Raw genomic sequence first — 16,409 nt, 5'->3', positions numbered from 1 at the left:
GCTCCGTGCTGCGGGTTACGCCCCAGTCGCCGAGACCTCCGAGGGAACGGTACGCATCGAGAGTCGACGTCGTGCCCTGGCTCTCGCTCGGCTGCGGGCCGCGGCCGGGGACGGCGCATTCGATCTGGAGTTGTTCGAGAGCAAGGGGAACACCGCCGGTGAACGCGGCCCAGTTCCTGATCGACACCAGCGCGCTCGCTCGGTTCATGCGCGAGGACGCGGAGCAATACGGCTGGGACCAGGCGGCAGCAGCCGGGCTCATCGCCACCTGCGCGATCACCGAGCTCGAGTTCTTCCACAGCGCCCGGTCAGCCGCCGACAGGGCGCGCGGCATCGAGGACATGCGCATGATCTTCGGTTGGGTTCCCGTCGACGACCGCGCCTACGACCGCGCCTGGCAGGTCCAGGAAGCACTCACCAAAAAGGGAAAGCATCGCAGTGCGGGTGCGGTGGATCTCGTCGTCGCCGCGACGGCCGAGCTGCAAGGGCTCACCCTCCTGCACCGCGACCACGACTTCGCCTGCATCGCGGCAGTGACCGGCCAGGCTCTCCAGTGGTACGGCCCGGAGAGCGGCAAATAGGCCGACGATGGTTGCAGTTCTGGCCGCATTCACGTCAGTGCAGCACCGTTCAGGAGCCCCACCCGCCACAGCCGCACCGCAGGTCAGAACGCTCCCGCTGCTCGATGACTTCCTCTCGGAGCGAGAACAGGAGACCCACACGCCCTGACCTCTCGGCGTCTTCCGAGACGCAACGCGGTTGCCGGGGCCACGACGCCGACGTACGGACGAAGGGCGTTCGTACGCCGCCGTCGCCGGGGCTGCCCGGCGCGGTGTGTGCTCAGGGGGTGCGTTCGGCGAGGAGGGTGAGCTCGTCGAGGAAGGCCTCCGCCAGCAGTTCGGCGTCCTGGCTGCCCGAGTTGGTGGCGACGCTCAGCGTGTGCCCCCGGGTGCAGCCGCCCAGCGCGAAGGTTGCCGTGTCGGCCGGCGGCACCATGGGGACGATGGTCAGGCGGCGCAAGGGTCGTCCGGCCAGGGTCTGGCCCTGTTCGCGCAGGTGGACGTAGGAACAGGCGGCCGGTGCGTATGCGGGCGCGAAGATCTTCCCGCCGGCCAGGGCCATGGTCGCCCCGGGTACCGCCGCGAGCGTGCTCTCGAAAAGTCTCTCGGAGGTCCGCCGGGGCCGGGTGACGGGGGTCAGCAGACCGGTGCACGCGGCCAGCCGGGCCGCGGGGTCGGACAGCGTCACCGGCGCGGGCACGCGGACGTTGGCGAACGCGTTGCCCAGGAACTCACCGCAGTCGTCGGGGCGTTCGTCGACGGGGACCGACAGCCAGACCTGCCCCGGCTCCCGGCTCCTCTCCCGCCCCCGCTCCTTCGCCCGAGCCCGGTCGCCGTGGCCGGTCCAGTCGCCGATCCGGTCGCCGTCGGGAACCGCACCGGCTGCCGGATGGGCGGCCTCCGCGGCGGACAGGCACGAGCGCAGGACGCCCGACACCGTCGCCAGGAACACCTCGTTGGTGGTCGCCGTGCGGGCGGAGGCGGCCTCCCGCGCGGCCCGCAGCACGTCGGCCCGCAGCCGCACGACCGTGTAGGCCGGCTCCCGCGCCCCCTGGTGCGGCAGGGGGACCGCGCGTCCCGCGGTGAGCAGCCCGGGCGGGCCCCCCGCGGCCGGGGCCGGCCGGACCGTCCGTCGCCGGGGGCCCGGCACCGCCAGGGAGGCGGCGCCGTCCAGTGGGCCGCCGTCGTCGAACAGGGCCCGCAGCAGGGTCGTCAGCGAACGGCCGTCGAGCAGGCTGTGGTGCATCCGGAAGAGGAGGGAGAACTCCCCCTCGGCGGAGCCCCGCAGCAGGTGCAGGCTCCACGGGGGCCGGTCGGCGGGGAACGGCGTGTGGAACCACAGCCGCACGGCGTCCCGCAGGGTGCCGTCCACCTCGTCGACCTGCCGGCCCAGATCGTGGCCGTCCCGTCGCGCCCAGCGATGCCGGCCGGTCCACCAGGCGAGGCCGGTCCGGGGACCGCCGGGGGCGACCAGGGTCTGGGTGAGCCGGGGCAGCGCCTTCCAGCGGTCGCCGACCAGTGCCCGCAGCTCGTCCGGCTCGGGCGGGACGCCCGTGAATTCCAGGGCGATCCCGGCGTTGGGCGGGCCGAACGGCCAGCGGGCCATGCCCTCTTCCATCAAGGGCAGATGCGATCCGGGCATGAGACTGCTCCTGTCGTGGGCGTCCCTGGCGGGGCCTGCCCCGCGCGGGGCAGGCCATCGGAGGACGAGGTCCTGTCCCTCCAACGGCCGATCCGGGCGGCGGTCACGTCCTGTGCGGCCCGCGGGTGTCAACGCACCGCCGTGACGGCTCCCTGATGGGGTGACACTGCAGCAGGTTTGCGGACGCGGACCGTGTCGGAGCGCCTTTAATCGGGACTCCGCGTCCGCCCTCGGGCGCCCCGTTCCAGCCCACCGCCCCGGCCCCGCGCCGGACAGGAGTTGTCTGTCGTGCCTGGTCCTCAACCGCATCCCGCGCACATCGCCGTGTTCAACGTTCCGATGCACGGGCACGTCAATCCGACGCTGGGGGTCGTCGAGGAGCTCGTACGGCGGGGACATCGGGTCACCTACGCCGTCACCGAGGAGTTCATGCACCAGGTGAAGGCGGCCGGCGCCGAGCCCGTGCTCTACCCGGACGCGGGGGACGGCTCGGAGGCGCCGGAGGAGATGGGCGAGGGGTTCGACCGGGTCGTCGACACGGCGCTGGCCTCCCTTCCCGCCCTGACCCGGGCCTTCGACCGGGACCGTCCTGACCTGGTGCTGTGCGACGTCTACGCCTTCGCCGGGCTGCTGCTGGGGGCGAGCCGGCAGACGCCCGTCGTCGTGGCGTCCCCCACCCACCTGGCCTACGACGGCATCGTCCCCGAGTTCTTCGGCGTGCCCGGGCTGCCCCAGATCCCGGGCTTCGGGAAGCTGACGGCCGCCTTCGCGGAGCACGGGGTGGACAGCGCGCGCATCCTCGAGCTCGTGCACCCGGAGCACGCCGTCGCGTTCTTCCCCCGCGCCTTCCAGCGCAGGGCGGACACCGTGGCGGCACGCAATGTCGCGTATGTCGGGCCGGCGCTCGGAGACCGGTCCTACCAGGGTTCCTGGCAGCCCCCGCGGCCGGATCTGCCGGTCCTGCTGGTGTCGCTGGGCTCCCAGTTCACCCGGCGGCCCGACTTCTACCGGTCCTGCGTCCAGGCCTTCGCGGAGCTGCCCTGGCACGTGGTGATGTCCGTCGGCCACGCCGTCGCGCCGGACGAGCTGGGGCCGCTCCCCGACACCGTCGAGGTCCATCCGCACGTGCCCCAGCTGGCCGTGCTCGCCCACGCGGACGCCTTCGTCACCCATGCCGGGATGGGCGGCACGATGGAGGCGCTGCACTACGGCGTGCCGCTGGTGGCGGTGCCGCAGATGGCCGAGCAGCGGGTCAACGCGGCCCGGATCGAACAGCTCCGGCTCGGCGTCCACCTGCCGCGCGAGACCGTCACGCCCGAGGCGCTGCGCGAGGCCGTCCTGCGGGTGTCGTCCGACCGGGACGTCCGCGCGGGCGTGGCCGCCATGCGCCGGGAGATCACGGAGGCCGGAGGCGCGGGCGCCGCGGCCGACCTGATCGAGCGGGCCCTGTAGACCGCAGTCACCGCAGGCCCTCGGTCCTCACCGGGGCCCGCCGTCCCGGCAGCCGCGGCGCCGGGACAACACGCCGGCCCGGGAGGCCGGGACCCTGTTCCGAGGAGCGACCCCTTGATCCACACCCTGGCGTCCGACGTCCGCCGCCCGAGCACCGCACGCCCGCCCCACGACGCGCCGGACCGTCGGCCGCACCTGTATCTCCGTCAGGTCCGCATGAGCGACCTGGACTCCATGCAGCACGTGAACAACGCGCGGTTGCTCGAGATGATCCAGGACGCCCACATCGACCTGTTCTACCTGCGTCCCGGGCTGCCCGGGCAGGAGATCCGCCCGCGGTTCGTGTACGCGCGCCACGAGCTCGACTACACCGAGCCGCTCGTGCTGGAGCCCGAGCCGGTCACCATCGTCACGACCATCGGCGACCTGCGCCGCTCGTCCTTCCGGGTCACCAGCCGCGTCACCCGTGACGCGCGGGTGTTCTGCACCTGCGTCAGCACGGCCGTCGCGTACGACCCCGACGCGCGCTGCTCGCGCCGTCTCGAGGAGGAGGAACTCGCCCTGGCGGCCCGCCACGCCACTCCGGAGCCGGGGCGCTGACGCCGGACCCGAGGTGCGCCCCGGGGCGGCGCCGGCGGCCTCAGCGCTCGATGCGGACCGGCTTCGTCACGCTCACCTGGTCGACCTCCGACACCCGCACCGTCACCTTCATCTCCCAGTTCCCGGGGATGGGCAGGTTCACGGCGTCGGCGCCCCAGTAGCCGCCCTTGTCGGTGACCTTGGCGTCGAGAGGGCCGACGTCCTGGTCGGGGAGGGTGAAGGAGATGCGCAGTTCGGGCACGGTGACGAAGCCGCCGTCGGCACCGTAGACCACGGCCTGCAGGTTGTTGTCGCCCACCCGCCCCGGGTCGAGGGTGACCTGCGCCTTGCCCCGGACGCTGCTGACGCCCGGTGAGCCGAAGGAGAAGGGGACGTCGATCACGGAGGCCACGGGCAGTCCGGCGTCCTGCCCGGCCGCCGCCGCCTCGGCCGCCGCCCTGCCCGGCAGGGTGCCGGTGAGCACGGTCGTCAGGACGAGCACGACGACCGCGACGACGACCTCGACCAGCACGGAGCGGCGCAGCGACCGGCGCGGGTCGACCGGAGTGCGGGCGGCGACGGAGACACGGGCCGCCCCGGCGGAGGAGCCGGCGGAGGAGTCGGCAGAGGGCGGCTCGTCCGCCGGGAGCGCGGGCTGCGTCGGCCCGTCGCCCGTCGAAGCCTCGCCCGTCGGACGGCTTCCCGTGTCGCCGTCGCCCTGAAGCCGGTCCGGGTCTCCGTCCCCGTCCCCGTCGACGTCGGCCCGATGGGGGGCGCGGTCCGCCTCGGCGCCGTCCGCCGCGGCCGTCCGACCTCCCACCGGTTGCGGCACCCGGGCCTCCCGTTTCGCGGTCGCCTCCGTCGCCTCCAGAGCATCGGTCGCCCCGGCAGCCCCGGCCGTGACGTTCCCCGGTGTCGTCGCCGTACTGGCCGCACTGGCCGTCTTTGCCGTACTGGCCGCACTGGCCGTCTTCGCCGACGTCGCGTTGCGGACCGTCCGTCGCGACCACGCCCCCGCCATCAGCAGGACCGTCACCGCGGCGAGCTTCGCGAGCAGGACCCGGCCGTACGTGGTGTCCGTCAGCGCGGACGTGGAGCCGAGGCCGCGCCAGGACTGGTAGACGCCGGTGACCACCAGGACGACGACCGAGAGGCCGGCCGTCCGGGAGAAGCGGGTGACCACGTACGAGGGGACGGAGGCGCGATGCAGCAGGGTGAGCAGGGCCGTCAGACCGCCCAGCCAGGCCGCCATCGCCAACAGGTGGAGCACCGAGGACGTCATCGCCGCCGGGACCTGGATGCCGGCCGACGCGTGTTCTGCGGCGGCCCAGGTCAGGGTCAGGGCCACGGCCAGCGCGCCGCCGGTCACGAGCGACGCACGCGAGGGCCGTTCGCCCTGCGGGAGCGCGCGCTGCCGCAGGAGCAGCGCAGCGACCGCCGCCAGCAGCACGAGCCGCGCCACCAGGGCCAGGCCGGGACGGGTGCCCAGGGTGCGGGTGAGGCCGGAGAGGTCCAGGGCCTGTACCGGCCCGGCGCCGGTCTCGTAGGGGGCGCGGAGCAGGAGCAGGAACACCGTCGACCCGGCGAGCGCCCACCAGCCGGCCAGCAGCAGCCTGCGCAGGGGGCGGACGTCCGGCGGACCGCAGACGGCGACGAAGACGCCGGTGCCGATGAGGAGGGCGGCGGCGATGTAGGCGAGGTAGCGGCCGATGTTGAACAGACCGCTGGTGGCCGGGTCCTCCACCGAGGTGCTGGGCAGGGCCGGCGGGACGGCGGACGGCTTGCCCACGGAGAAGGTGAAGGCGCCGGCGATCGGGTGGCTGTCCGCGGACACGACGCGCCAGGACACCGTGAACGTGCCGGTGCCGAGCTTGCGGGGCAGGGTGACGCGCGCGGTGTCGGTGCGGCCGTCGGCGTGCCCCGCCCGGCCCGTCTCCACCCGCCGGTTGTCGGGGTCGAAGACGCGGAAGGAGTCGTCGAGCAGGCCCACGGACTCGGTGAAGGTGAGGGTGATCGAGCCGGGGGACGTCTTGACGACGCTTCCGTCCACCGGATCGGCGCCACGGAGGGCCGCGTGGGCCGAGGCCGGTCCGCCGCCGAGGCCGAGCAGGAGGAGCACGGCGCCCAGCAGCACCAGTGCCTGCAGCTGCCGTCGACGACCGGCACGCGGCACGGCGCCGAACCGCCGCCCACCGCCGGTCCGTCCGCGGCGGGAGCGGCCGAGGGGCCCGCCGGTCGGTCCGCCGTGGCGTCCGCCGTCGGGTGCGGGCCCGTCGCCGTGCCGGCCCTGGGGTCGCCCGCCATCGCGCCCTTCGCTCACGTCACCGCTCCGTCTTGCTCGAGACTCGAGACCCGCGTACTCGCGGATACGTACGCGTGCACGGGCCATCCGGTTCACCGTGAGGCCTCAAGGGGTGGGCGGGGCCGTCACGCGGGGAAGGCTACCTCCCGGCGCAGAAAGGCCAGCTGGGCCTTCTTCTCGGGCAGATACACGTCCGGCAGGTCGATCTCGGGCAGGGTGACGACCGGGCCCGCCTCGAAGCCCTGCCGCAGGAAGCGGGCGATCGCCTTCTCGTTGCGCACGTCGGGGTCCACCACGACCCGCGAACGGTCGAGGCCCAGCAGGACGTACGAGGCGAGCACGCCCATCAGCGCCGACGACCAGCCGCTGCGCACGCCCCGGGCGCCCGCCGGCGCGAGGAGCAGATGGATGCCGAGGTCGCCGGAGGCCACCTCGTAGCAGTCGCCGACCCGGTCCGCGGCCGGCTCGTAGGTCTGGAGGAGGGCGACCGGGGCGCCGTCCAGCTCGACCAGGAACGCGTGGTGGGTGTCGAGGCCGGCCATGTGCGCGTAGATGTCGGCGACCTGGTCCCGCGTCAGGCCGTTCATGCCCCAGAACGCGGCCCGCTCCTCGCGGACCCACCCGTGGACGACGTCCGCGTCGGCCTCGGCGTCGACGGGACGGATGCCGACGACGCCGAGCCCGCCGGCCGTCTGCCGGTGGACGTACGCAGGTGCGGGGGCGGCCCCGGGGGCGTCTCCGGGCGCGTCCTCCACCACGGAACGGTTGCCCTCCACCGCGAAACGGTCAGCCATGGTCGCTCTCCTTCTTCAGCTGCGCCCAGTCGGTGACGACCGGAGCCAGCTCGCCCTCGAGCCACAAGGGGAGCTGATCGTGGTGGTGGGGATGGCCGGGGACGCCGGACGCTCCGTGCGGGACGACCCACAGGCTGTCCTCGCGGCGGGCCAGGTCCCACACGTAGCGGGCGGCGGGACCGCGGGCGGCGAGGTCGGTCGCGCCGGGCACGGACGAGGTGCACAGCACGCAGTCGTGGTCGCCGGCGAGGGCCGGTCCCCTGTACGCGGGGTCGGGCAGGGCCCGCCAGGGGGCGAGGCGGTGGGTGTCGCCCCAGCGGAGGGCCGGCTGCCGGGCCGTCTCCTCGAGGGCCTCCCGCACCAGCCGCGGCCGGTCGACGCCGTACAACTCCTCGGCGCTCAGCAGGTGTTCGAGGGCGTATCCGATCCGCGGGAGGAGCGCCAGCCAGGGCAGGAGGACGTCCGGGTAGGCGGGCGGGGCCGTCAGGGCGGCGAAGGCCGGATGTGCGGCGAGCCGGCGGACGACGGCGCCGCGCAGGGCCGCGTACCGGCCGGCGTCCTCGCTGCCGGCGTCCATCCGGCGGTCCCAGCGCAGCAGGCGCTCGCGGAGTGCGGTGGCCGGGCCGGTCAGGCCGTCGAGTGCGGACACGTGTGCCAGCAGGGGCTCGGCGGAAGCGAGCCGGGTGTCCGTGTGGACGGCCGCCATGTCGGACGCGGACCACTGCCGCCGGCGTGCCAGCAGCGTCCGGATGCGGTCGGCGCGGTGCGGCGCGGCGAACTCGACGCCCAGCCGCGCCGCCGGACCCCGCTGGTTGGCCATCACCGCGACGCCGTCGGTCAGTCCCGCGCGGGGCGTCTCGTGCCAGCCGGTCCATTCGTGGCCGGGCTCCCAGGCGGGCACGACGCGGGTGCCGTTGGCCGCGGCTCGGCGCGGCACCCGGCCCGCGACCCGGTGCAGCAGACCGCCCTCGGTGTCGGCGGCCTGGACGACGTTGACGGGCTCGGCCCACTGGTCGAAGGCCCGGTCCACGTCGGCGACCCGGCGGGCCCGCAGCAGCGGGAGCAGGGCCTGGAAGCCGAGGTCGGAGGTGACGCGGGGCGGATAGCGCAGGCTCACCGCGAGCGGAGGGGCACCGGGAGCGTCGGGACCGTCGTCGGGGGTGCCGGAGGGCCAGTCAGACGGACCTGGGGTGCCGGAGGAGCCGGAGGAGCCGGAGGCCCGAGAGGAATTAGGGGAGCCCGGGGAGCCGGAGGACTCGGAGGAACCGGGGGGGCTGGAGAAGCCGGGGAAGCCCGGGGAGCCGTTGTCGAGGCCTTCCGGTCCTCCGGCGATCACGGGGCCCCGTTCGGTCTCGAGCACCTCCACCTCGACCGGCTCCTCCCCCGCCACCCGCACGAGTTCGGTGTGCCGGGCCACCCGCCGCCAGCCGCCGTCCGGGCCGAGCGCCTCGACTGCCGCGCCGGTGCGGCGCAGGCGTTCGCGGTAGAGGTCCTGGTAGTCGGCCATGGCGTTGGTGATGGCCCAGGCGACCGTGCCGGTGTGCCCGAAGTGCGCGATGCCCGGGACGCCCGGCACCGCGAGGCCGACGACGTCGAACTCGTCGCAGGCCAGGCGGATCTGCTGGTACACGCCGGGCTCCTCGACGAACCGGTGCGGGTCGCCGGCGATGACCGGCTGCCCGGTGACCGTGCGGTCGCCGCTGACCAGCCAGCCGTTGCTGCCGGAGGTGCCGGGCCCGTCCGTGGCGAACAGCCCGACCGCCTCGGGGCCGAGATGCCGGGCGGCCTCCTCGCGCCACAGCTTGGCGGGGAACCCGGCGAACAGGATGTGCGTGGCCAGCCAGACGGCCAGCGGCGTCCAGGGTTCCCAGCGGCCGGGCACGAGGCCGACGCGCGCGAACTCGGGGGCGAGGCCCGCGCGGGACGTCTCCCGCAGGCCCTCGTTGACGCCGTCGACGTACGCGCGCGTCCAGTCGGCCGTCTCGGGGTCGCGCCCGTCCAGGTCGTCGAAGCAGCGTCGCGCCGTGTCGTCGAGGCGGGCGCGGCGCACGAGGAGGTCCCAGGAGAGGGCGTCGGGTCCGAGGAACGACGCCGAGGAGCCCCGCGCGCGGTGCCGTTCGACCTCGAGCTGCCAGGCGCGGTCCCGCGCGGTCACCAGTCCCTGGAGGCGGGCGAGCGACAGGGCGTCGTCGGCGCGCAGATGCGGGACGCCCCACGCGTCGCGGTAGATCTCGGTGGTCACCCTGCGGCCCAGCTTTCCCATAAGGTTAGGCTTCCCTAAGTACTTGCGGCGGAATCGTACGTGAAAGGTGAAGAGGGCATGGCACAGGGGCGGGGCTGGGAGGGCGCGGTCCTCAAGTTGATGCGGGCGAAGGACTTCACCCTCACCGTCACGGGCGCGGAGGACGTCACCGGCGACTACCGCCGGCTGCACCTGTCGGACGGCGGACTGCTCGCCGCGACCGGCGTCCACCCGACGCTCTGGGTGCGGCTCTGGTTCGACAACGCGGGCCGACCGCACCAGCGGGCCTACACGTTGGTCGACCCTGACCCGGCGGCCGGCGCCTTCGGCCTGGAGTTCGCCCTGCACGACGGCGCCGCCAGCGACTGGGCCCGGGCGGCCGTGCCCGGCGACACCATCGAGGCGACCGTCCAGGGCACCGGCTTCGCGCCGCCCGTCCCCGCTCCCTCGCACGTCCTCGTCATCGGCGACCCGGCGTCGCTGCCCGCCATCAACTCGCTGCTCGGGGAGGGAGAGGGCGCGCTCGGCCCCGTCCCGGCCACCGTCTGGTTCGAGGGCGAGGCCGACGGCCTGCCCTTCCGGACCGACCCCGCCCGCCACGAGATACGGCACGTGCCCCGGCGCGACTCCGGCGCCGAGCTGGTGGAGCGGGTCAGGGCCGAGCTGCCCGGACTGCTGCGGGCCACCCCCGACCCGTACGTGTGGATCGCCTGCGACACCCACACCACCAGGACGTTGTCGGCGTACCTGCGCAAGGAGCTGGGCGTCCCGAAGGAGCGGGTGCACGCCCTGGGGTACTGGCGCGCGGACTGACCGCCCAGGCGGGATCATCGACCCATGGACGTCACCCTTCACCTCTCCCAGGATGCCGAGGCCGACGAGCTCCTCGGGCGGTCCCCGCTCGCCGCGCTGGTCGGGATGCTGCTGGACCAGCAGGTCCCGATGGAGTGGGCGTTCAAGGGCCCCCGGACGATCGCCGACCGGCTCGGCGCCGACGACCTGGACGCACAGGACATCGCCGTCCGGGACCCGGAGGCCTTCGCCGCGCTGCTCTCCGACAAGCCTGCGGTGCACCGCTACCCCGGCTCCATGGCCAAGCGCATCCAGCAGCTCTGCCAGTACCTCGTCGAGCACTACGACGGGGACGCGGCCGCCGTCTGGAAGGACGTCGGCACCGGCAAGGAACTGCTCGAGCGCCTCGAGGAGCTGCCCGGGTTCGGCCGGCAGAAGGCGCAGATCTTCCTCGCGCTGCTGGGCAAACAGCTCGGCGTGCGGCCCACGGGCTGGCGGGAGGCCGCCGGCTCCTACGGGGAGCCGAAGTCGTTCCGCTCCGTCGCCGACATCACCGGCCCGGAGTCACTGGGCAAGGTCCGGGCGCACAAACAGGAGATGAAGGCGGCGGCGAAGGCGGCGAAGGCCGGGAAAGCCGCGAAACCGGCGGGGAAACAGGCTCCCACCGGCTGATCCCGGCGGCTGCCTCCCTGCCCCCGCGGCCCCGGCCCGTGGCCCGTGGCCCGTGGCCCGTGGCCTGTGGCCCGTGGCCCGTGGCCCGTGGCCCGTGGCCCGCCGGTAGCGCCTTCGCATCTCGCTCCTCCGCATCCCCCTCCCCCCGCATCCCTGCTCCGAACAGGTGATTCTCCCGCCCGGCATGCTGAGCTCCGGGCGTGTCGCGGGGAGATGACCTCTCATGAGCACCGCACGAAGGCACCCGCGCAGCCACACCTGGCTGCGCGTGCTCGTCGTGCTCGTCGCCCTGCTCGCGCCGGCCGCTCCCGCCGGGTTCGCCGCGCCGCCGGCCGCCGCCTCGGAGACCGTCGAGTACGACGTCCTCGACACGCCGCTGCGCCCTGCCTCCTGCCCCCACCGCTCCACCGCCCCGCTGCGGCCGGCCCCCCTGCCGCCGGGCGACCCGGCGACACGGCCGCTCTCCTCGTCGGCACGGGCTTCGCACCCCCAGCATCCCCAGCATCCCCAGCACCGCTTGTCCGCCCTGCGCACGGTGATCCTGCGCTGCTGACCGGCGCCGTCCCCCGGAACCGTCAGCAAGCATCCCTGCACCTGGGAGGAATCACCATGCCCACAGACCCGTACGCCGTCCTGCGCGCCCTGCTCCGCGCGGAGGCCGCCCGCACCGCTCCCAAGCCCCCCGCCCGGCAACCGGCGCACCCGCAACGGCCTTCGAGCGAGCAGGAGCGGTAGCGGTAGCGGTAGCGGTAGCGGTAGCGGTAGCGGTAGGCGTATCAGCAGGTGTCGGCTCCGGCCCGGCCCCGGTTGCCCTGTCAGGGGTCAACGCCTTCTGCGGGTCGTCCCGAAGAGGGAGCGGGTGATCTCCCGGCCGAGCTGGGTGCCGACCGAGCGGGCCAGCGACTTGAAGACCCCGCTGCCGACCACCTGTTCCACGACGGAGGGGTCGTGGCCGGCCGAGGCGGGAACGGGGGCGGGGGCCCGCTTCGGCTCGGGCGGGTGTTCCCGCCCGGCTGCCGGGCGGCGGCGGACAGCCTCTCGAACGCCGACTCTCTGTCCACAGCCTGTGCATCTCGCCCGTACAGCGCGGACTCCCGCACCGCCCGGTCCAGGGCAGCGCCGTCGACCGGCCCCATCAACGACTCCGGGGCACGCAGCCGGGTCGCGGCGACCGGCGTCGGCGCCTCCCGTTCGCTGAGGACGGTCACGACCGCGTCGCCCGTACCGAGCCCGGTGAGCAGCTCGTCCAGGTCGTGGGAGGACTCCGGGAACGTCTTCACGGTGGCCTCGAGGGCCTTCTGGTCGTCCGGGGTGAAGGCCCTCAGGGCGTGCTGGACACGGTTGCCGAGCTGGGCGAGGACGTCGCCGGGCACGTCCTTCGGGGTCTGCGTGACGAAGAACACGCCGACGCCTTTGGAGCGGATCAGCCGGACCGTCGGCGTGATGGCGTCGAGGAACGCCTTCGAGGCGTCGGCGAAGAGCAGGAGGTCGAACAGCTCCAGGCCCTTCTGGTCCGCGTAGTGGAAGATCAGGCCGAGCGACTGCTCCTGCGTCCGATTCAGCTGGAGCACCTTGGACAGCAGCACCGGCCCGAAACCGGTGACGGTGGCCCGCACCGGGACGCCGTGCCCGAGGCCGCCGAGGGCGTAGAACTCGGCGGGGAAACCCGTTGCCGTCCATTTCTGGCCGACTTCCGCCGCCCGCCCCCGCACCCGGTCGTCGGCCTCGCCCGGCGCCGAGATCCCTGACAGGTCACCCTTGACGTCGGCCAGGAACACCGGCGCCCCCTGCGCCGAGAGCTGTTCGGCGATCAGCTGGAGCGTCCTGGTCTTCCCCGTGCCGGTGGCGCCCGCGACCAGACCGTGCCTGTTCAGCATGGGGAGGGGGATGCGGACCGGGGCGTCGGGCAGACATCTCCCCTCCCACAGCAGGGCGCCCAGGTCGAGGGCGGGTCCGCTGAAGGCGTACCCGGCGGCGATGTCATCGGCGCTCGTCGGCTCGCTCACCGACAGCCCCTCGTTCCGTTTTACCCCTGTTCATCATGTCTTTTCCAGCGTCGCACTCCGTCTCCATGGCTGCGCCCGGAACGTCGGGACCGGTAGGCTTTCCGTGTGATCTTCAAGCGCATCGGAAACGGCCGGCCGTACCCCGACCACGGCCGGGAAAGCACCCGGCAGTGGGCGGACGTCGCGCCGCGCCCGGTCCGCCTCGATCAGCTGGTGACCACCAAGCAGCAGCTCGACCTGGAAACCCTGCTCGCGGAGGACTCCACCTTCTACGGCGACCTGTTCGCGCACGTCGTGAAGTGGCAGGGCGACCTGTACCTGGAGGACGGACTGCACCGCGCGGTGCGGGCGGCGCTCCAGCAGCGACAGGTGCTGCACGCCCGCGTCCTCGAGCTGGACTGAGCCCCGCCGGGCCGCCGCCCGGACCTCCGCCGGGCCGGCGTCGCGCCCAGGCCCAACCTCCGTCAGGTGCTTTCGGACCGCCGCCGGGCTTCGTCGGACCTCCGCAGGGGCCTCGACACGGGTTGCGGCGGCCTCCGGATTGACCCTTTCGGGTTCTTTCTCGCGCCCGGCACGGTGTCGGATGATCGTTTATTAGTCACGGCCGCCCGGGCGCACTACGCTGCGCCCATGAGCATGCTGACTCCCCCCGGCATGGGCGGCAAGTACCGGATCACGGGGGACAAATACCCCCGCATGCGTCCCCATCGTCGACGCGGCCGGCTTGCCGTCGTGGTCGTCGCCTGCGGCGCCGCGCTCGGCGTGGCGGGCTGGGGCACCCTGCAGCTCATCGACGTCTTCACGGGCGGCGGGGGCACCGCCACGGCGGCGGACGGCTGCCCGAAGAACACGACGAAGGCGAGCCCCGCAGCCTCCGCGTCGGCGTCCGCCGCCACGAGCGGAGGCGCCGGTACCGGTGCGGGCGCCGCAGCGGGTGCGGGCGCCGGCGTGAGTGCGGTGCCCAAGCCCGCGCAGATCACGGTGAACGTCTTCAACGCCACCACCCGCAGCGGCCTCGCGAAGACGACCGCGGACGAGCTGAGGAGACGCGGCTTCAAGATCGGCCAGGTGGGCAACGCCGCCAAGCAGTACGACAAGAAGGTCGCCGGGACCGGGATGCTGCTGGGCCCCGCGTCCTCGCTCAACACCTCGCTGCCGGTCCTCGCGACGCAGCTCGGCACGGCAGAGCGCCGCACCGACGCGGCCCGCACGGGCACGGCGGTCGACCTGATCATCGGCAACGGCTTCAAGGCCCTGACCGGCCAGGCGGAGGCGACCAAGGCCCTGACGGCACTGACCGCCCCGCACCCCTCGGCAGGCGCCACCACGAAAAAGGGCTGCTGACCGCCGACTCACCGGCCGTCAGCACGTCGGGGCGCCGATGTGACGTCGGCGCTCTTCCCCTCTTCCCCTGCCGATTGATCGTCAGGGGCCGGGCCTCCGGTGCCGGAGGCCCGGGCGGGAGCCGCAGCGCGACGGCTACTCCGCCGCCCCGTACAGCCGGTCTCCCGCGTCGCCCAGACCCGGGACGATGTATCCGTGCTCGTTGAGGTGGTCGTCGACGGCCGCCGTGACGACGGTGACCGGAGAGCCCGCGAGCTCGCGCTCCATGATCGCCACGCCCTCCGGGGCGGCGAGCAGCACGACGGCCGTGACGTCGTCGGCGCCGCGCCGGATCAGCTCGCGGATCGCGGCGACCAGCGTGCCGCCGGTGGCCAGCATCGGGTCCAGGACGTACACCTGGCGGCCGGAGAGGTCCTCCGGCATGCGCGTGGCGTACGTGGACGCCTCGAGCGTCTCCTCGTTGCGGATCATGCCGAGGAAGCCCACCTCGGCCGTCGGCAGCAGCCGGACCATGCCGTCCAGCATGCCGAGGCCGGCGCGCAGGATCGGCACGACCAGCGGGCGCGGGTAGGAGAGCTTGACGCCGGTGGTCGCGGCGACCGGCGTCTTGATGTCGACCTGTTCGGTGCGGACGTCCCGCGTGGCCTCGTAGGCGAGCAGGGTGACCAGCTCGTCGGCCAGTCGGCGGAAGGTCGCGGAGTCCGTGCGCTGGTCGCGCAACGTGGTGAGTTTGTGGGCGACCAGAGGGTGGTCGACGACGTGGAGACGCATGTCGACAACAGTAACCGGGCCCGTCCTGCCCGGCGTCCCCACACTCGGTGAACCTTTCCCCCGAACTTTTCCCCGGCTTCCGCCGTTCGCTGGCGTCGCACCGCCCGTCGGAGGGAAAGTGGGAGGCAGGTATGGAGACGGACCGGGGTACCCGGGGTGGTGTGCTGATGCCTGACCTGCCCGACCCGACCGACGGCGACTCGCCGACGAGGCCGCCCGAGACCGACGCGGAGCGCCGCCGGCGCCGTGCCCGGTTCCTGCGCGAGCTGGCCGAGGCCCGTGAACTGCGCGACCGGGTCCAGCCGCGACGCGCCAAGACCGCCCGCCTGCGCCACGCGATGCGTATGCGCACGTTCCGCTGGTAGACCCGTCCGTGCGGCGGCCGTACCGGACTTGGGGCATACGGGGAAGATCACCACCGTCACGGGTGTCACGCGGGGTGTCACGTGGGGCAGGCGTGCGTGGCCGCGCGGGAAAGCCGCGTACGATCCGCTCGTGGCGGCAACGAGTGCGCTGGTGAGTCGCTCACGGACGTGACCGCGGACGTGCGATCAAAACCACCGGACACAGGGAGCCGAAGACGTCCCCTGAACGCCTTGTTTCTGCCACGATTCCGAGTGGGTGGGGCTCGGAGCCTGAGCTTTCCGCCCGTAACCTCCGCCGGGGGGACCCCCAACCGGCACGCCTAGGACCAGTGGGAGAGTCACGGTGTACTTCGCCGCACTGCTCGCGCGCACCGAAGACGGGTGGGAAGCGAGCGACACAGAGCTCGACGATGTGGAGACCCTGTCGGATCTGGCCGACCTGGCCCGGGAGGCCTCGCCGGACGAGGACACGGTGCTCGTGCTGATCGAGCAGGAGGACTCCTGGTTCGGGGTCGTCCGCATCGACGGCGAGGAGGATCCTCGCATCTACGTCTCCGACGCCGCTGCCGCCGCCCGCAGCTCGTACGGCGAGATCCTGCTCACCGACGAACTGCTCGGAAGGGATCCGGATGACGACGTCCTGGACGCCCTGGATCTCGACGGCACCGAGGACGGTGAGAACGAGGACGACGACGAGGACGAGGGCTCCGGCGGCGCCACGAGCGGCGGCTCCGCGGAGGCCGTGCCGCACGGCCCGGTCGGTGACGCCGGGATCCTCGACGACCTCGGCGTCACCGAGAAGGATCTGAAGGCGCTGTCCGACGACGCGCTCACCGAGATCGCCGACGCCCTGGGCGCGTCGGCGGTCCTGGAGACGGTCCGCTGACC

At 73.7% G+C, this 16,409-nt stretch carries 16 protein-coding genes and 1 pseudogene; 11 read left to right on the top strand and 6 right to left on the bottom strand.

Features of this window, described 5'->3' with window-relative positions; genetic code table 11:
• Positions 1–158 precede the first annotated feature (158 nt).
• Positions 159–581: a PIN domain nuclease gene (locus tag OHS82_RS22170; RefSeq protein ID WP_328434343.1), complete on the top strand. Its 423-nt coding sequence runs from the start codon at positions 159–161 to the stop codon at positions 579–581.
• Positions 582–840: 259 nt separating this feature from the next.
• Here the strand turns inward: OHS82_RS22170 and OHS82_RS22165 are convergent, their stop codons facing one another.
• Positions 841–2,202, bottom strand: coding sequence for a wax ester/triacylglycerol synthase domain-containing protein (locus OHS82_RS22165; protein ID WP_328434342.1), 1,362 nt, complete (start codon positions 2,200–2,202; stop codon positions 841–843).
• 288 nt (positions 2,203–2,490) lie between these two features.
• On the opposite strand from OHS82_RS22165, the gene OHS82_RS22160 reads away from it, so the two are divergent.
• Positions 2,491–3,654, top strand: a complete 1,164-nt coding sequence (locus OHS82_RS22160) for a macrolide family glycosyltransferase (protein WP_242433019.1) — start codon at positions 2,491–2,493, stop codon at positions 3,652–3,654.
• Positions 3,655–3,768: 114 nt separating this feature from the next.
• Positions 3,769–4,254: an acyl-CoA thioesterase gene (locus OHS82_RS22155; protein WP_057576370.1), complete on the top strand. Its 486-nt coding sequence runs from the start codon at positions 3,769–3,771 to the stop codon at positions 4,252–4,254.
• 40 nt (positions 4,255–4,294) lie between these two features.
• On the opposite strand, the gene OHS82_RS22150 is transcribed toward OHS82_RS22155, so the two are convergent.
• The 3 genes from OHS82_RS22150 to OHS82_RS22140 all read right to left on the bottom strand — a co-directional run bounded on the left by OHS82_RS22150 (position 4,295) and on the right by OHS82_RS22140 (position 9,571).
• Positions 4,295–6,367 (bottom strand): copper resistance CopC/CopD family protein, encoded by a 2,073-nt coding sequence (locus OHS82_RS22150; RefSeq protein ID WP_328436095.1) that lies wholly within the window; start codon positions 6,365–6,367, stop codon positions 4,295–4,297.
• Between the two features lie 293 nt (positions 6,368–6,660).
• Positions 6,661–7,329 carry a GNAT family N-acetyltransferase gene (locus OHS82_RS22145; protein WP_107105139.1) on the bottom strand — a complete coding sequence of 223 codons (669 nt, stop codon included), beginning with the start codon at positions 7,327–7,329 and terminating at the stop codon, positions 6,661–6,663.
• On the bottom strand, positions 7,322–9,571 hold the full coding sequence (locus OHS82_RS22140) for a penicillin acylase family protein (RefSeq protein ID WP_328436094.1): 2,250 nt from the start codon (positions 9,569–9,571) through the stop codon (positions 7,322–7,324). The genes OHS82_RS22145 and OHS82_RS22140 overlap by 8 nt, the downstream gene beginning before the upstream one ends.
• A 78-nt stretch (positions 9,572–9,649) precedes the next feature.
• Between OHS82_RS22140 and OHS82_RS22135 the strand changes: the two genes are divergently transcribed.
• From OHS82_RS22135 to OHS82_RS22120, 4 genes are all read left to right on the top strand, one after another.
• Positions 9,650–10,384, top strand: a complete 735-nt coding sequence (locus tag OHS82_RS22135) for a siderophore-interacting protein (protein ID WP_057576371.1) — start codon at positions 9,650–9,652, stop codon at positions 10,382–10,384.
• A gap of 24 nt (positions 10,385–10,408) precedes the next feature.
• On the top strand, positions 10,409–11,035 hold the full coding sequence (locus tag OHS82_RS22130) for an HhH-GPD-type base excision DNA repair protein (protein ID WP_328434341.1): 627 nt from the start codon (positions 10,409–10,411) through the stop codon (positions 11,033–11,035).
• A gap of 223 nt (positions 11,036–11,258) precedes the next feature.
• Positions 11,259–11,588, top strand: a complete 330-nt coding sequence (locus OHS82_RS22125; RefSeq protein ID WP_057576375.1) for a hypothetical protein — start codon at positions 11,259–11,261, stop codon at positions 11,586–11,588.
• A 56-nt stretch (positions 11,589–11,644) separates the two neighbouring features.
• On the top strand, positions 11,645–11,770 hold the full coding sequence (locus OHS82_RS22120) for a hypothetical protein (protein WP_266722468.1): 126 nt from the start codon (positions 11,645–11,647) through the stop codon (positions 11,768–11,770).
• Between the two features lie 87 nt (positions 11,771–11,857).
• Here OHS82_RS22120 and OHS82_RS22115 read toward each other — a convergent pair.
• Positions 11,858–13,047: pseudogene (locus OHS82_RS22115) on the bottom strand (helicase HerA-like domain-containing protein).
• 99 nt (positions 13,048–13,146) lie between these two features.
• On the opposite strand from OHS82_RS22115, the gene OHS82_RS22110 reads away from it, so the two are divergent.
• Both OHS82_RS22110 and OHS82_RS22105 read left to right on the top strand, forming a co-directional pair.
• The gene (locus OHS82_RS22110) at positions 13,147–13,443 is read left to right on the top strand and encodes a type II toxin-antitoxin system VapB family antitoxin (protein ID WP_004943146.1); all 297 of its coding nucleotides are present in this window, start codon (positions 13,147–13,149) and stop codon (positions 13,441–13,443) included.
• A gap of 228 nt (positions 13,444–13,671) precedes the next feature.
• Positions 13,672–14,385, top strand: coding sequence for a LytR C-terminal domain-containing protein (locus OHS82_RS22105; RefSeq protein WP_370444081.1), 714 nt, complete (start codon positions 13,672–13,674; stop codon positions 14,383–14,385).
• A 135-nt stretch (positions 14,386–14,520) separates the two neighbouring features.
• Here the strand turns inward: OHS82_RS22105 and upp are convergent, their stop codons facing one another.
• Positions 14,521–15,156: a uracil phosphoribosyltransferase gene (upp, locus tag OHS82_RS22100; protein ID WP_057576381.1), complete on the bottom strand. Its 636-nt coding sequence runs from the start codon at positions 15,154–15,156 to the stop codon at positions 14,521–14,523.
• 167 nt (positions 15,157–15,323) lie between these two features.
• Here upp and OHS82_RS22095 point away from each other — a divergent pair, with 167 nt between their 5' ends.
• Positions 15,324–15,521 (top strand): hypothetical protein, encoded by a 198-nt coding sequence (locus tag OHS82_RS22095; RefSeq protein WP_107105143.1) that lies wholly within the window; start codon positions 15,324–15,326, stop codon positions 15,519–15,521.
• A 343-nt stretch (positions 15,522–15,864) separates the two neighbouring features.
• Positions 15,865–16,407, top strand: a complete 543-nt coding sequence (locus OHS82_RS22090) for a tRNA adenosine deaminase-associated protein (protein WP_057576384.1) — start codon at positions 15,865–15,867, stop codon at positions 16,405–16,407.
• Positions 16,408–16,409: the final 2 nt, after the last annotated feature.

Origin of the sequence: Streptomyces sp. NBC_00425, from assembly GCF_036030735.1 — a bacterium.
Lineage (GTDB): Bacteria > Actinomycetota > Actinomycetes > Streptomycetales > Streptomycetaceae > Streptomyces.
This window is presented reverse-complemented; position numbering and strand designations above follow the sequence as displayed.

Coding starts and splice junctions, on each gene's coding strand:
- OHS82_RS22165 (WP_328434342.1), bottom strand. CDS start 2,202: ATGCCCGGATCGCATCTGCCCTTGATGGAAGAGGGCATGGCCCGCTGG.
- OHS82_RS22145 (WP_107105139.1), bottom strand. CDS start 7,329: ATGGCTGACCGTTTCGCGGTGGAGGGCAACCGTTCCGTGGTGGAGGAC.
- OHS82_RS22135 (WP_057576371.1), top strand. CDS start 9,650: ATGGCACAGGGGCGGGGCTGGGAGGGCGCGGTCCTCAAGTTGATGCGG.
- OHS82_RS22130 (WP_328434341.1), top strand. CDS start 10,409: ATGGACGTCACCCTTCACCTCTCCCAGGATGCCGAGGCCGACGAGCTC.
- OHS82_RS22125 (WP_057576375.1), top strand. CDS start 11,259: ATGAGCACCGCACGAAGGCACCCGCGCAGCCACACCTGGCTGCGCGTG.
- OHS82_RS22120 (WP_266722468.1), top strand. CDS start 11,645: ATGCCCACAGACCCGTACGCCGTCCTGCGCGCCCTGCTCCGCGCGGAG.
- OHS82_RS22105 (WP_370444081.1), top strand. CDS start 13,672: ATGAGCATGCTGACTCCCCCCGGCATGGGCGGCAAGTACCGGATCACG.
- upp (WP_057576381.1), bottom strand. CDS start 15,156: ATGCGTCTCCACGTCGTCGACCACCCTCTGGTCGCCCACAAACTCACC.
- OHS82_RS22095 (WP_107105143.1), top strand. CDS start 15,324: ATGCCTGACCTGCCCGACCCGACCGACGGCGACTCGCCGACGAGGCCG.